The sequence below is a fragment of the Paraburkholderia sp. SECH2 genome, from assembly GCF_030464795.1.
Taxonomy (GTDB): Bacteria; Pseudomonadota; Gammaproteobacteria; order Burkholderiales; family Burkholderiaceae; genus Paraburkholderia; species Paraburkholderia aspalathi.
Map to the genome: position 1 here is coordinate 1 of NZ_JALPRH010000053.1, position 16,238 is coordinate 16,238.

The following is a 16,238-nucleotide window of genomic DNA, read 5'->3' on the forward strand; positions in this document are numbered from 1 at the left end:
GTGCCGCCCCGCACAGGGGCAACACTAATAGACCACTAACAAATCAAGGAAAGGCCAAAGCCCCAGGAACACGGCCAAATGCCGCCGCCAAAGGCAAAAAAACTACTCACCGGCAGGCCAAGGCAACCCCACCACCGACCAATCCAACTCCACCCCAATAACCGACCGCTCAGCGGAAAACTGCACAGCCAAAGTAACCGCAACACAAGGCCGCCCACTAGCCAAAGAAAGATAAGGATTACTAGCCACAGCCACCCCAGGCAACAAAACAGCGTTACGAAAATAAGGCCGATGATCCCACCTGGCATCCTGCGGATTAGCCACAGGCTGCAACGAAGCCCCATCACCACTCCACGCGGGCCCGCGCACTTCATGCCCAATCTGCCGCCCCGAATCATCAAGAACAAAGCAACTGATACACCGCTCAAACGTAGCCAGAAAAGCAAACGCCTCACCAACGGAAACACCGGCAATCAAAGCATCGGCAGCCCGCCTCAAAGCAGCCCGATACGGCTCAACCTCCGACTCAAACATCGCATACTGATGGGCCCTCCCCTGGGCGATCACATCGAACGCATCATCAATTCGCCTATGCACCGAATCAGGCGGCACAATCTCAGCCGCCGGCCGCCCAAGCAAAAATCCTTGCGCAAAATCCACATTCGACTCCACAGCAAGAATCAATTCCTCCGTGGTTTCCACGCCCTCAACAACAACCAGCATCCCCGCCAGGTGTAACAAAGAAACGAGCTTCGGCAAGATCGGCTGCTCGGTGCCATGACCCGTCGCGCGAATCAGCTCGCCATCGAGCTTTACAAGATCCGGCCGAATCCGCAGCAACCGGTCGAGGTTCGACTGCCCCGCACCGAAATCGTCGACGGCGATCAGAAAGCCATGCTCACGGTACAAAGCCGCCACCCGCGACATGTCGTCGACGCTGCCACCATGCGATTCGAGAATCTCGAGAACCACCCGCTCAGGTTCGAGCCCCACCGCCCGCACGATCCTGGCGAGCTGGTCCGCATAGCCCTCGGCGATAAACGTCGCAGGCAGAATATTCAAGAATAGCCAGGCATCGCTCGGCAGCGACTTGCGCGCGTTGGCCAGATGCACGGCATGGCTCGCGCGATCGAGCGCGCCTTCGTCGCTGGAGGGCTTCGGCGCGAACAGCACCACGGGCGGCACCAGCGTGCCGTCGTCCTGCTCGCCGCGCAGCAAGGCCTCGAACCCCACCTGCTTCTGATGCGACAAACTGTAGAGCGGCTGGAAGTGCGAGGTCAGGGAGTACTCGTCCCAGCGATGCCGCGGCACCAGCGCCCCGTCCTCCGCGAACACATCGCCGGCGAGCATCTGCAGCGGTTCGATCGGCAACGCACGTTCGGCGCACACGCGGTTTCTGCCCGAATGCTTGGCGCGCAGCAAGGCTTCGTCGGCGCGATCGAGCAACACCATGATGTTTTCGCCGCTCCGGTGTTGAGCCACGCCGAAGCTCGCGGTCAGATGGCCGTCCGGGCGCTCGAGCGCGGCAATCGCGGCGCGCAGGCGCTCGGCCAGCGCCAGTGCGCCAGTCAGGCCGTCACGCAGCAGCACGGCAAACTCCTCGCCGCCGATCCGGCTCACACTGTCGTCCGCGGAGGTCTCCTCCATCAACACCTGGGCGACCTGGTACAACGCATGGTCGCCGACTGCATGGCCAAAGCGGTCGTTCAGCGATTTGAAACTGTCGATGTCGAGAAAAATCGCGCTGACCCGCGCCTCGGGCGTCATGGTTTCGAGGCGGCGCTCGGCCTGCTTCACGAATGCACGGCGGTTTTGCAGGCCGGTCAGCGGATCGGTCGCGGCGAGCTGCGCCAGTTGGCTCTCGAGCAGAAAGTGGTTACGACGGAACCGGTAGAAACCGAAGTGAAACACAACGGAAGTCGGCACACCGATCGCCAGGATCCACATCCACACGACGATGTCGACGTCATGCGTGCGCGGCCCGCCGAACAGCAAGGCAAACGCCGCCCCATAGAAGAGCGCGCTGCCGACGAAGAAATGCAGCGGCGTGAGCCACAACGGCGCAGCGCAGACGGGGATCACCACCATGGCCGGCAGGATCCACAACAACGGCTGCTCGACGCCGGAGACGTTCAGCGCGAGACCCACCACCAGCACAAGAGAGTAAGCGACACCGATTGCACCGAAGGTCCAGGTCGAGCCGGTGCGTGGAATCGCCATCACCAGCAAGGCGAGCACCAGCGCACAGGCAAGCCGGTAGCCAAGCGGCGTTGCCGGCCCGTTGACCATGTTGCGCGCCCCCACGAGACACAGGAACGCGACAACCGTAAATGCCATCGTCACCGTCGAAAGGGGACGCTGGTGTTCCAACGATCGTCGATGGAAGCGATCGCGCAAACCGGAATCGGACAGTGGCTTCGTTGAGGTGGAAAGCATATTGATAGATATCAGGCTGGCTCCGGTTACTCTACCGATGTATAACGGCAACCGTCTGACAAATATTTATGCCCCACCCGTAAATAGAATTTCCCCCCGCTCAGGCAGGGCTACGCCGCCATCACGCGACACGAGAGATGCCCCGCGCATAACAGCACCGCCGTTAGCATGAGGGACTCGCCACCCTCTCGACGGCCAATACCTGGCTCATTCCGCGCAACCCAACTCAAACCGTTGCATTTGACACGAAACCAAAAAGCTAAAAGATCGGCGCAATCGACCGTTAATAAAATTATTGAAAACAGCTTAGCGACGGACATCCTCGGTGGAGAAGCGAACAAGGCAATTCCGGCAGCAAAAATTACGTGGCGGACAAGCATCTGCAGCAATCGTTTGCGCGTATAAAGCAGACGAATGTAAAGTGGCTAAAAGTTAATGTCTTAAGTAGACTCCTCCGAAGTGTGGCGGATAGAGCAGACGAACTCGGTAAAAGTAACCTAAGACGCGTGCAACGCGCGCCTTCCCGTAACACTTTCAGTTATTCGGCCGTCGGCACCCGTTTTGTACGCGGTTTGAGCAGCGGCTATTTCCCGGAAAACATGGTCCAAATTCTCGATTACCTGCTGGAACGCCAAATCTCGCCACAATGGCGCGGCATGCTGACCGCACTCGCGACGGAGTTCGAAGCGCAGATCGGTCGCGACGAACTGCGTCAATTGATGTACCGGGTCGGTTGCCGGTTTGCGGCGGCGCATCAATTGCCGGCGTGCGGGTCCACCGCCGAGCTCGCTCAGGCGTTGAATCTGTACTGGCATGACATGGATTGGGGCTACGTCGAACTGTCCGACGAAGCAGACGCGCTGCGCATCGTTCATTACTGTGCGCCGCTGCAGGCATTCGGCAGCGCGGCGCTCGCGTGGACCCCGGCGTTTCTCGAAGGCGTCTATCAGACGTGGTTGAGCGCGTTGGGCGCGCAGGGCCTTTCGGTAGCGCAAACGAGCGCGTACGGCACGGACACCTCGATCGAGTTCCGGCTGGGGCGGCATTCTGTTTGAGCGGTCCGGGTAGCAGACCAGGTAAGCGAGCCAGGTAAGCGAGCCAGGCGAGCGGACCGATCGGGGCAACGCAAGTCATTAAAAAGTCGGCGGCACTATGAGTTCATCTAGCGACATCGAAAAACTATTCGACCATTTTGGCGGCGACGCCAGCGCGTACCAGGAAATCGGCCGCGAAAACGAAGCGCGTTCGGCGCGCACGCGTTGGCCGTTGCTGGTGACGCTGGATCTGACACAGCCGGCGATTCCCGCGATCGGGCAACGCCGCGAGGTTGCTGGCGAGGCATCGCAGCAAGAAGCGGCGCCGGAAGTCGATCGTCAGGACATGACGCCCAAAGACGCTGCCTCGGTCACGCGCGCGAAGGCGCCGCTGTTTACCCGCTCGCATCGTCGGGACATTCCGCCGGTCGCCGTCGCCGCTCAGCCTGGCGCACCGCGCGGCGCTTCACGTTTCGGCGCGTTCGAAACGAAGGGTGACGCTGCCGTACCGATCGATGCCGTGACGCCAGTGGCCGCACAGCCTGCGGCTGCCGTCGCCAAGGTACAGGTGCCGCCGATTGCGACCGCACCTATTCCCCCTGTCATGCCAGCTGTAAGTATTCCGCCCGTGGCTCAGTTCCGCACGCCGGCCATGCCTGTAGCGCAACCTACGGCGAGCATGCCGTCAGCAGCGGTGATGCCGCGCGCCGAGATCCCTGCCCTCACGCCGCGCAGCACTGCGCCGGCGCCGGTCTCCGCATCCGCGCCGACGTGGGCGCAAGCACCGGCTCCGGTCCCGGCATGGACGCAAGCTCCCGCCCAGGCGCACACCCCGACGTGGGCACAAGCACCCGCACCCACCTACACGACTGCGCCCGCAGCGCCAAAGCCGCCCGCGTCGATCCTCGGCAAACTGTTCGCTCCGGCATCCGAACCGACGCCGCCGCAACCCGCCGCGCCCACCGGCGAATCCGCACCGCTGCAATCGGTCTTCGACCGTCTGCGCGGCACACCCGCACAAACGGCCCCCGCGCCGGTCCGCGCTCCCAGCGTCGCCGCGCCCGCCCCCTCCAACTCGTGGCTGGTCAACGGCCCTCGTCGCTCATGAAAGTCATTGCGGTCGTGTCCGCCAAAGGCGGGGTCGGTAAAACCACCCTCGCCGCCAATCTCGCTTCCGTGCTTGCCGCCAGCGGCCGCCGCGTGATCGCGCTCGACCTCGATCCGCAAAACGCGCTGCGTCTGCATTTCGGCGTGCCGCTCGACAGCATCGACGGTTTGTCGCGCGCGACATTGACGGGCGATCCGTGGCAATCGGTCATGTTCGACGGCGTAGACGGTGTGACCGTGCTGCCCTACGGCGCCGTGCTCGAAGACGATCGCCGCCGCTTCGAAGCTCATATCGATCAGGACCCGAGGTGGCTCGCGCACTCGCTGCAAACGCTGCGGCTCGATGCGTCCGACATCGTCATCATCGATACGCCGCCAGGTTCGTCCGTGTATGTACGCGCTGCGTTGTGCGCGGCCACTTTCACGCTGAACGTAGTGCTCGCCGACGCGGCTTCCTACGCGGCCATTCCGTTGATGGAACGGCTAATTGAAGCGTACGCGGCGCCGCGCCCCGAGTTCGGGGGCGAAGGTTACGTGGTCAACCAGATCGACCAGTCGCGCCAGTTGACCAAAGACGTCCTCAAGGTCTTGCGACAGATGCTCGGCGACAAGCTCTTCCCGGGCGTCATCCATCTTGATGAAGGGGTGAGCGAAGCGCTCGCCTGCGACACCACGCTGATTCACTACGATCCACTCAGCCAGGCGGCCGCCGATTTTCGTTCGTGCGGCAACTGGCTGATGGCGGCGGTCGATGCGATCGCCGTCTCGCCGAGGAACGTCGCATGAGTACGCCCCAGTCGCAGGACATCGAGGCCGGCGAACCGTCGCGGCTCGAACGCATCGTCGACGCGCGTTTCTGGAACAGCCGGATCGTGACGGGTCTGGTCACGCTGTTCGCGCTGATGATGCTGTACTTCGTCTTCACGGTGCCGCTCGCGTTCTACGAGCAACTGACGTTCGCGACCTGCTGCTTCGTCACCGCGCTGCTGTTCCGACGGCTGCAAGGCCGTTACGCGACGATGGTGATGATCATGCTCTCGGTGGTCACGTCGGGCCGCTATATGTACTGGCGGCTCACTTCGACGACTTACTGGGAGCATCCGCTCGACGCCGCATGGGGTCTGCTGCTGGTGTCGGCCGAAGTCTATTCGACCGTCGTGCTGATGCTCGGCTACTTCCAGACCGCCTGGCCGCTCAAGCGCACGCCGATGCCGCTGCCCGCCTCGCGCGATCTGTGGCCGACCGTCGACGTCTTCATCCCGACCTACAACGAGCCGCTCGCGGTGGTGAAGCCGACCATCTACGCCGCGCTCGCGCTCGACTATCCGGCCGACAAGATCGCGATCCACGTGCTAGACGACGGCCGCCGTCCCGAGTTCAAGGCTTTCTGCGAGGAAGTCGGCGTCAACTGGACGATCCGCACGCACAACCGCCACGCGAAGGCCGGCAACATCAATGAAGCCCTGAAGATCACCCAAGGCGAGTACCTCGCGATCTTCGACTGCGATCACATTCCGACCCGCTCGTTCCTGCAGATCGGCCTCGGCTGGTTCCTGCGCGACAAGCTGCTGTCGATGCTGCAAACGCCGCACCACTTCTTCTCCGCTGATCCGTTCGAACGCAATCTCGGCACCTTCCGCAAAGTGCCGAACGAAGGCGAACTGTTTTACGGCCTCGTGCAGGACGGCAACGATCTGTGGAACGCGACCTTCTTCTGCGGCTCGTGCGCGTTGCTGCGCCGGACCATGGTCGAAGAGATCGGCGGCATCGCGGTCGAAACGGTGACCGAAGACGCGCACACCGCGTTGAAGCTGCACCGCCTCGGCTACACCACCGCCTATCTGGCGATCCCGCAGGCAGCAGGTCTCGCCACCGAAAGTCTGTCCGGCCACATCGGCCAGCGGATTCGCTGGGCGCGGGGCATGACGCAGATTTTCCGGATCGACAATCCACTCACCGGCAAGGGCCTGAAAATCGGCCAGCGGCTCTGTTATCTGAACGCGATGATGCACTTCTTCTACGGCATCCCGCGTCTGGTGTTTCTCACGGCGCCGCTGTCGTATCTGTTCTTCGGCGCGCACGTGATCGAAGCCGCCGCCAGCACGATCGCGATCTACGCACTGCCGCACATGATGCATGCGAGCATCACCAACTCGCGGATGCAGCGCTCGTTCCGCCATTCTTTCTGGGCCGAAGTTTACGAATCGGTGCTGGCGTCGTACATTACCGCCCCGACGCTGCTCGCGCTGATCAACCCGAAGCTCGGCAAGTTCAACGTGACGGCCAAGGGCGGTCAGATCGAAAAGAACTACTTCGACTGGGCGATCTCGCGGCCGTATCTGTTTCTGCTGTTGCTGAACCTGATCGGCTTCGTGGTCGGCATCGTGCATATCTATCTGAACTGGCACACTCGCAGCGTGGTGCAGACGACCATCCTGAACTTGGGCTGGACCACCTACAACATGCTGATTCTCGGCGCGAGCGTGGCCGCGGCCAGCGAGCGCCGGCAGATTCGCGCAGTGCACCGCGTGGCGATGACCATGCCGGTGATGCTGAAGTTCTCGACCGGCCGCACGCTCGCTTGCGAGACCATCGACTACTCGGAAGGCGGCGTCGGCGTGGCGCTGCCCGCCAAGATCGAAGTGCCGATGCACGAAAGCGTGACCGTATCGCTGTTTCGCGGCGACGAGGAATACGCCTTCCCCGCCACCGTCGGTTTCACGGAGCCGGGCCGCGTGGGCTTGCGCTTCTCGGCAATGACGCGCGAACAGGAATACGAGTTCGTCAAGACCACGTTCGCGCGCGCCGACGCATGGACCGGCTGGGCCGAAGGGCGTCAGCAGGACACGCCGTTGCGCGGTCTGACGCATGTGCTGACGGTCGGCGCGCGCGGCATCGTGGGGCTCTTCGAGCATCTTTATGCCGACCTTCGAAGCTCGATGAAAAGCCGTCCGGTGGACGTCAAGAAGCTAAAAACCAAAGACTGATCAATGGGCAACAGGATGGCGAAGGGACACGTCGAACGCTCGAATCACGGGCGCAATGGGATGGAAACGGAGGCACGCCTTTTTGGACGCCCTCGCTCAAAACGGCTGATGCGCGGGCTTGCCTGCTGGCTCGCGTTGCAAACCGCGTTGGCGGCGCCACTGGCTTCGGCAGTTGAAGTGGCTGCAGCGGCCATGAGCGGCGCGAGTGCGTCGCAAGCGTCGCCGGCGGCAGGCGCCCCAGGCGCGGCGGCTGCGCGCGTCGCCACCGGCGTGGGCAGTGTGCCCGCGCCGAGCGCGGCCGTCCTCTACGATCCGAACGCGCTCGCGCAAGCGCAACTGGCCACGCCCACGCCGGCGCTCGCCGCGTCGTCGGTGAAAGCCTTGGGGATCAAAACGCCGACCACCGCCGAACCGGGCACGCTGGTGCCGGGGGGCCGCCGTCAAACGCTCACGTTCGCCGACCTCGGCGCGCGCGATCCGCTGCAACTGCGCGGCACCGACGGCCAGAACGGCGTCGCGTTCTCCGTGCGCGGCGACGAAGTGGTGACCGGCGCGATCCTGCATCTGGTCTACAGCTACTCGCCGGCGCTGCTCGCGAATATTTCCCAGCTGAAAGTGCTGGTGAACGGCGAAGTCGCCGCGACGCTGCCGGTGCCGCACGAACAGGCCGGCATGCTGGTGGCGCGCGACGTCTCGATCGATCCGCGTTTCATCACCGAATTCAACCATCTGAACGTGCAGTTGATCGGCCACTACACGACCAGTTGCGAAGACCCGGCGAATTCGTCGCTGTGGGCCACCGTCAGCAATGCGAGTTCGCTCGATCTGACTTACGCGTCGCTCGCCAGCAAGCCGGATCTCGCCGCCCTGCCGCAGCCGTTCTTCGACCGCCGCGACGTGCGCCGTCTCGAGCTGCCCTTCGTGTTCCCGCAAAAGCCCGGCGCCGCGACGCTCGAAGCAGGCGGCATCGTCGCATCTTGGTTCGGCGCGCTCGCCGGCTATCGCGGCGCGGTGTTTCCGGCGCAACTGGATAACGCGCCGCTGTCGGGCAACGCCGTCGTGTTCGCGACCGACGACCAGCGCCCGGCTGGTGTAACGATTCCGGCGATTTCCGGCCCGACGATCGCGGTGGTGGATCGCGAAGCGCCGGCGCGCGGCAAGCTGCTGCTCGTGCTCGGCCGCACCGAGGCCGAACTGAAAACCGCCGCCAAAGCGCTCGGCATCGGCCAGAACACGCTCACCGGCCCGAGCGCGACGATCACGCAGTTGAACGAACTCATGCAGCGTGCGCCGTACGACGCGCCAAATTGGCTGCCGACTAACCGTCCGGTGCGTTTCGGCGAACTCACCGATCCGCGCGACCTGACGGTGTCCGGCTATGACGCCGACGCCGTGCGCGTGAATCTTCGCGTGCCGCCGGATCTGTTCATGTGGCACACCAAGGGCGCGCCGATCGATCTGCGCTACCGCTATACGGTGCGTCCGCTGCGGGACCGTTCGTCGCTGAACGTCAGCGTCAACGACGGCTTCGTGCAGGCCCTGCCGATTCCGGCCGAGTCGGCCTCGGTGTTCGAGTTGGGCCATTACTTCGAGCGCGTGTTACCGGATAAGACCGCCGAAGCGCGTCGCACCGTGCATATTCCGCCGCTGCTGCTGACGCCGCGCGCCCAGGTGCGCCTGCATTTCTTCTACGACATTCCGAACACCGGCGAATGCCACGGCCGTCTGCTGGAAAACGTGGTCGGCGCCATCGATCCGAACTCGACCATCGACCTCTCGTCGTTCCCGCATTACATGGCGCTGCCTGATCTCGCGGCCTTCGCCAATAGCGGCTTCCCGTTCACGCGGATGGCCGATCTCTCGGAGACCGCGGTGGTCTTGCCGAACGAGGCCGATTCGAGCGACTACAGCCTGTTCCTGCTGACCATGGGCCGCATGGGCGCATCGACGGGGTATCCGGTGAATGGCGTCACCGTCGGCACGGCCGACGATGTCGACAAGTACGCGAACAAAGACCTGCTGATTTTCGGCGCGCCGGGCAAGCAACCGCTGCTGCAACGCTGGGCCAAGTCGATGCCGTTCTCCAGCGACGGCGATTCGCGCACCTTCGCGCTCTCGGACGTGGTCTTCAAGCTCGAGGACTGGTGGCATGGCGAACGCGGCGTCGAACGCTCGCCGGCACGCGCCGACCTGACGCTCGTGAGCTCGAGCGGCGATGCGCTCCTGACCGGTTTCGAATCGCCGCTGCAGAAGAACCGCAGCGCCGTCGCGCTGGTGAGCGCGGCCGGCCAGTCGGACGCCGATCTGTCCGCCGCCCTGCTCGACGCCGACGTGCTGCAGGAAATTCAAGGCGCGATGGCTGTGGTCCACGGCCGCACCGTCACCATCACGTCGAACGGCGAAGCGTACTATGTCGGCCATTTGTCGCCGCAGGAGTATCTGCGCTGGGCGCTGTCGTCGCATCCGCTGTTGCTGATGCTGGGCGGCGTGCTCGCCGCGCTGATCATCGCCGGCCTGTTCTACCGGACGCTGCGCTCGATCGCCGCGCGCCGCCTAAAGGACTGATAGGACTGATATGCGGGTTCGAAACATCAAGACACACGTGGCGCTGACGCTCGGGCTTGGCTTTGGCCTTGCCCTTGCGGCGGCCACGTGCTTTGCCAATATCACCAAGGTGGCGCAGACCACTTCGGCACCCGGCCAAACGGGTCCGTGCAATACCGACTGGCCGGCGTACCGCATTTTCGTCGAGCACTTCGTGCAGGCCGATGGCCGCGTGATCGACTACTCCTCGCCGCAGTTGAAGACCACCTCCGAAGGTCAGTCATACGGCCTGTTCTTCGCGCTGGTCGCGAACGACCGCGCAACCTTCGACCGGCTCCTGAACTGGACCCGCACCAATCTCGCGGGCAATCAGTTCGATGCGCAAAACGTGCGGCTGCCGTCGTGGCTTTGGGGCAAGAAGCCGGATGGCTCGTTCGGCGTGCTCGATCCGAATTCCGCATCCGACTCCGACCTGTGGATCGCCTACGATCTGCTGCAAGCCGGCCGCCTGTGGCATGAGTCGAGTTATACGCAACTCGGCGAGGCGCTCGCCGCCCAGATCGCACGCCAGGAAATGACCACGCTGCCGGGTGTCGGCCCGATGCTGCTGCCCGGCCCGCAAGGCTTCAAGAATGGTGGCGTGACGCGTCTGAATCCGAGCTACCTGCCCTTGCCCGTGCTGCGCGCACTCGCCAAAGACATGCCGAACGGCCCGTGGGCCAAGCTCGCCGACAGCGCCTACAAGCTCATCAAGACCACCGCGCCGCAAGGTTTCGCGCCCGACTGGGCGGCGTGGCAGAACGGCCAGTTCGTAGTCGATCCGAAAGAAGGCGACACCGGCAGCTACGACGCGATCCGCGTCTATCTGTGGGCCGGACTCACCTCGCCCGCCGACCCGCTCGCCAAACCCTGGCTCGCGGCGCTCGGCGGCATGCGCGCGAAGGTTGCGCAAAGCGGCATTCCGCCCGAGAAGGTTTCGTCGACCACCGGTACGGCGAGAGGCGAAGGACCGTTGAGCTACTGGGGCGCGCTCGCGCCGTACTTCAAATCGCTCAATGACGAGCGCGGCCTCGGGCTCGCGCGCACCCATCTCGCCGCGCTCGACACCAATGTGCCGGGCCGCGAACCTGTTTATTACGATCGTGTGCTGGGCTTGTTCGGCACCGGATTCATCGACGGACGCTATCGTTTCGACGAAGCCGGCCGTCTCGTGCCGAGTTGGAGAAATGCATGCGATTGAGCGCCCTCGCGTTTTCATTGCGGTTCGCGCTGAGCCTCACGGCCGTCTGCTGCGTGGCGACGGCTTCGCCTGACGCATTGGCGCAGGCGTCCAAAGACCCCTTGAACGTGCTGATTGATCAGGGCAAGTACTGGCAATCGCATCATCGCGGCGACCTCGCCGAGCAGGCGTGGCAGAAAGTGTTGCGCATCGACCCGAAGCAACCCGATGCGCTCTACGGCATGGGCATGGTGCTCGCCGACCGCAAGGACGGCGCCGGTGCGCAGCAATATCTCGCGCGTCTGAAAGCGGTCGCGCCGAACTATCCGAACCTCGACGAACTGGGCCGGCGCCTCGGCGAATCGAGTCTGCGTGACCAGACTGTCAACGACGCGCGGCGGCTCGCGCAAAGCGGTCAGAGCGCGAGCGCGGTAGAGGAGTATCAGCGCGCGTTGAACGGCAAGCCGGCCACACCCGCACTGCAACTCGAGTATTACCAGGCGCTGTCGGCCACGCCGCAAGGCTGGGACCAGGCGCGCCGCGGCCTCGAACAGCTCGCACGCGATAACCCCGACGACCCGCGCTACGCCCTCGCCTACGCACAGCATCTGACGTATCGCGATACGACGCGCCGCGACGGTATTGCGCGGCTGCAGAAGCTCGCAGGCGACAGCACGGTCGGCGCGTCGGCGAAAAAGAGCTGGCGGCAGGCTCTGTTGTGGCTCGACGCACGGCCGTCGGATGCTGCAATGTACGAAGCGTACCTGCAAGGCGCAACCGACGACGCCGCGGTCAAGGCGCGCTTCGAGTCGATGGTTCAGCAGGACAAGGTGGCCCGCGATCGCGCCCAGGAAAATGCCGCCGTCGACGCCCGCGGCCGCACCATTGCCGACGGTTTCGCCGCGCTCGATCGCGGCGACCTCGGCGCGGCACGCGCGAAGTTTTCGTCAGTACTGGCGAATAGTCCGAACGACACCGACGCGCTCGGCGGCATGGGTATCGCCGCGTTGAAGCAGGAAAAATTCGCCGAAGCCCGCAACTATCTGGAACGCGCGTCGCGCAACGGCAATCCGGCGCGCTGGAAAACCGCGCTCGATAGCGCGACCTACTGGACCTATACCAGCGACGCCATCGGCGCTCGCAGCAATGGCGAGTTCGCGAAGGCGAAGTCGCTGTTCGAACGCGCGATCGCGCTGAATCCGTCCGACGTCACCGCGCAGGTGCTGCTCGGCGAGATGCTGCTTACGAACGGCGACGCGGTAGGCGCCGAACAGGCCTACCGGATGGCACTGCGCCGCCAGGCCGACAATCCCGATGCGATTCGCGGCCTCGTCGGTTCGCTCGCCGCGCAAGGCCGTGGCGACGAAGCGCTGCAATTCGCCAATCAGCTGAACAGCGAACAACAATCGAAGGCGGGCGGCATCAACCGTCTGCGTGGCGAAGCGCAGGCCGCGCAGGCGCGCGCGGCCGAAGCGCGCGGCGATCTCGGCAGTGCGCGCAGCCTGTTCGAAGACGCGCTGCTGAACGATCCTGACGACCCCTGGCTGCGCCTCGACCTCGCCCGTATTTACGTGCGCCAGGGCGCGGTTGCGAATGCCCGCAGCATGATGGACGGATTGCTCGCCGCGCATCCCGACATGACCGACGCGCTGTATGCGAGCGCGCTGCTGTCGGCGGAAACACAGGACTGGACGGCAGGTCTCGCGCAACTCGAACGGATTCCGGCCGCGCAGCGCACCGACGCGATGACGACCTTGCAGCATCGCCTGTGGGTGCATCAGCAGGCCGATCTCGCGACGCGGATGGCGCGCAACGGTCAGTCGCAACAAGCGCTGGCAACCTTGCACGCCGCCGAACCGGTTGCCGGCAACAATCCCGAACTGATCGGCGTGATCGCTGCCGCGTATCAGCAGGCGGGCGACCCGAATCGCGCATTGGGCCTCGTGCGCAGCGCGATGAACGCGGCGCCTGGCAACACCGATTTGCTGCTGCAATACGCGGGTATTCTCTCCGCCACGCAGCAGGAAGCCGAACTCGGCATGGTGATGCGACGCCTCGCAGCGATGCAGTTGACGCCGCAGCAGCGCACGGATTTCGGCAATCTGAATCTGGGCATCGTCATCAAGCAATGCGACGCGGTGCGTCAGCGCGGCGATCTTGCCAGCGCCTACGACGTGATCGCGCCGTGGCTCGCGGCGATGCCCGACAATCCCGATCTGCAAGCCGCTCTCGGCCGCCTCTATTCGAGCGCCGGCGACGACCGCAACGCGCTCGCCAGTTACCGCGTCGCGCTCCAGCGCAAGCCCGACGACCTGAACCTGCTGCAAGCGACGATCTCCGCGGCATCTGGTGCGAAACAGTTTAGCTATGCCGAATCGCTCGCCAATCAGGCGCTTGCCGCGGCGCCGAGCGACCCCGGCGTGCTGGCGACGGTCGGCCGCATGTATCGCGCCGAAGGCAAGCTGTCGCTCGCGTCGACTTATCTGCAACGCTCGCTGATCGCGGCCAATACGCCGCTGATGGCCAACGGGCCGCGAACCAATGCGGCGAGCAACGTGCCGCGCGGCTGGGAAGTCGCGATGCGCCGGATCGGCGCGACGCCGCTGCCGGGCACCAATCCCTTCGAAGGTAAAACCGCAACGATCTCGCCGACCGACGCCGACAACGCCGCGCTCGCAGGTGGCGGCTCCAATGCCGCGCGTGCATCGCTCCCGTACTCGCAGTCCTCCTTGCCGTCCCAGACCGTGCCGAACTATCCGCCGCCCTCGCAGCCCGCGCCGTACGTTGCGCCCTATACCGCGCCTGCACAGCCGTATGCGCCGAACGCCGCGCCTACCGCCGTTCCCTATAACGCACCACGTCCCGGCACCAACGCGGATGGCTACGGCCAGGAGACCAACGGGTCGAGCCAGTCCGGCGCGCCATTGCAGCCGTATCCGGGGCAGGGGCAGGCGCAGATGCAGCAGGCGCCGCAGCAGCAGTACAACCCGGCGTATCCGCAGCAATCCGGTTACCCGCAACAAGGTGGATATCCTCAACAGGCGCAATATCAGCAGCAGGCGCCCTATCCGCAGCAGCCGGACGGTTATGCGACCACGCCGTGGCCGATGTCGCCTGCGGCACGCGATGCGCAGGCCAATGCCGGTTCGATGCAGCAACCGCGTTATACGAATTCGGCCACGAGCACGAAACGCTCGACCAGCAAGAAGCAAAGTGCGTCGAAGAGCAACCGCAACGCGCAAGCCTATGCGCAGGCGCCGTATGGGCAGCAACAAGCTTATCCGCAGCAGCAACAGCCCTACTACGGCCAGCAGCCTTACCCGCAGCAACAACAGGGATACGCGCAGCAGGGTTACGCGCAGCAGCCTTACCAACCGGTGCCGCCGCAACAGGCCTACGGTCAGCAGCCTTATCAGCCGTATCCGAATCAGGGTTCGGGGTATTACGCGCAGCAACAGCAGCCGTATATTCCGCAACCGCCGACCGGTTACGCGCAGGCGTACTACCCGCAACAACCTGGCGCGAACGGTAACGGCGGCACCTACCCGCAACCGAACGTCGCCAATACGCAGACGCTCGGCGTGGCTGAAGAACTGGCGCAGGTCAATCGCGAGCAGTCGAGCACCGTGTCGGGCGGGGTCGTGTTCCGCAATCGCACGGGCGAGGACGGCCTGTCGACGCTGACCGATATCGAAGCGCCGGTTCAGGGGCGCATCAAGGCCGGCAACGGCCACATCGTCGTGACGGCGACGGCGGTAACGCTGGATGCCGGCACGGCCGCGGGCAGTCTATCGACGCTCGCGCGATTCGGCTCGGGGTTGTCCAATAGCACGTCCGCTACGGCGGCGGTGGCGGGCACCAACACTTATGGCAGCCAGACCGCCAACGGCGTAGGTTTGTCGCTCGGCTACGAAGGCCGCAACCTTAATGGTGATATCGGCGTAACGCCGCTTGGTTTCCCCGAGAAGAACATTGTGGGCGGCTTGCAATACAACGGTGGCATTACCGACAAGGTGTCGTATTCGCTGGCCGTCGCGCGCCGCGCGGTGACTGACAGCTTGCTGTCGTATGCCGGCGCGCGCGACTCCGGCTCCGGCCTCGAGTGGGGCGGCGTCACTTCCTTCGGCGGCCTCGCCAGTCTTGCATGGGATGACGGCACCAACGGCCTGTATGTGAACGCCGCGTACCAGAACTACCATGGCTATCACGTCGCAAGCAATAACGCAGTCAAAGGCGGCGGCGGTATCTACACGCGTGTTTACAAGGATGCCGATCAGACGCTCACTGTCGGTGTGAACACGACACTGATGGCTTATAACAAGAACCTCTCGTACTTCACGTATGGTCAGGGCGGGTACTTCAGTCCGCAGCAGTACATGATTCTGAATTTGCCGGTGGAGTGGACTGGGCGCAATGGTCAGTTTACTTATGACGTGAAGGGCTCGATCGGCGTACAGCATTACCGGCAGGATGCATCGGATTACTTCCCGCTCGACGGCACGCTCCAGGCCAATGCGGCGGCAGAAGCCAAGACCCTCGGTTCGAATCTGGACAGTGGTGCGCAGTATCCTGGGCAGAGTAAGACTGGGGTTTCTTATTCGCTTAGCGCGGTGGGGGAGTATCAACTGGCTCCGCAGTTGGCGTTTGGGGCGACCGCTTCGCTCGGCAATGCTTATGAGTATCGCGAGTGGCTCGCGGCGGTTTATTTGAGGTATAGCTTTAGTAAGCAGACTGGGTTGCAGCCGTTTCCGCCTACGCCGGTGAGTTCGCCTTATTTGTCTTTGTCGAACTAGAGGGGTTTTTTGCCTGCGCGGCGCTTGTTGTCAGTGCTCTTAGCGCTTTGGCCTTTCCTTGTTTTGTTAGTGGTCTATTAGCGTTCCCCCTGTGCGGGGGGGCACCTACTTTTCTTTG

8 protein-coding genes are annotated in these 16,238 nt (G+C 63.9%); 7 read left to right on the plus strand and 1 reads right to left on the minus strand.

The features are described 5' to 3' along the window. Positions 1-102 precede the first annotated feature (102 nt). Positions 103-2,436 (minus strand): bifunctional diguanylate cyclase/phosphodiesterase, encoded by a 2,334-nt coding sequence (locus tag M0D66_RS37425; RefSeq protein ID WP_266212899.1) that lies wholly within the window; start codon positions 2,434-2,436, stop codon positions 103-105. 599 nt (positions 2,437-3,035) lie between these two features. Here M0D66_RS37425 and bcsD point away from each other — a divergent pair. From bcsD to M0D66_RS37460, 7 genes are all read left to right on the plus strand, one after another. Then, a complete protein-coding gene (gene bcsD / locus M0D66_RS37430; RefSeq protein ID WP_093633235.1) occupies positions 3,036-3,491 on the plus strand; it encodes a cellulose biosynthesis protein BcsD in 456 nt (151 codons plus the stop codon). 97 nt (positions 3,492-3,588) lie between these two features. Continuing rightward, positions 3,589-4,578 (plus strand): cellulose biosynthesis protein BcsP, encoded by a 990-nt coding sequence (gene bcsP, locus M0D66_RS37435; RefSeq protein WP_266212900.1) that lies wholly within the window; start codon positions 3,589-3,591, stop codon positions 4,576-4,578. Then, on the plus strand, positions 4,575-5,363 hold the full coding sequence (gene bcsQ / locus M0D66_RS37440) for a cellulose biosynthesis protein BcsQ (RefSeq protein ID WP_211706446.1): 789 nt from the start codon (positions 4,575-4,577) through the stop codon (positions 5,361-5,363). Before bcsP ends, bcsQ begins: the two co-directional genes overlap by 4 nt. Further along, complete coding sequence (bcsA, locus tag M0D66_RS37445; protein ID WP_093632897.1) at positions 5,360-7,564, plus strand: UDP-forming cellulose synthase catalytic subunit; 2,205 nt, start codon at positions 5,360-5,362, stop codon at positions 7,562-7,564. Before bcsQ ends, bcsA begins: the two co-directional genes overlap by 4 nt. A gap of 3 nt (positions 7,565-7,567) precedes the next feature. After that, positions 7,568-10,129 (plus strand): cellulose biosynthesis cyclic di-GMP-binding regulatory protein BcsB, encoded by a 2,562-nt coding sequence (gene bcsB / locus M0D66_RS37450; RefSeq protein WP_200651538.1) that lies wholly within the window; start codon positions 7,568-7,570, stop codon positions 10,127-10,129. 10 nt (positions 10,130-10,139) lie between these two features. After that, positions 10,140-11,348, plus strand: coding sequence for a cellulose synthase complex periplasmic endoglucanase BcsZ (bcsZ, locus tag M0D66_RS37455; protein ID WP_266212901.1), 1,209 nt, complete (start codon positions 10,140-10,142; stop codon positions 11,346-11,348). Then, the gene (locus tag M0D66_RS37460) at positions 11,339-16,120 is read left to right on the plus strand and encodes a cellulose synthase subunit BcsC-related outer membrane protein (protein WP_266212902.1); all 4,782 of its coding nucleotides are present in this window, start codon (positions 11,339-11,341) and stop codon (positions 16,118-16,120) included. The genes bcsZ and M0D66_RS37460 overlap by 10 nt, the downstream gene beginning before the upstream one ends. Positions 16,121-16,238 lie beyond the last annotated feature (118 nt).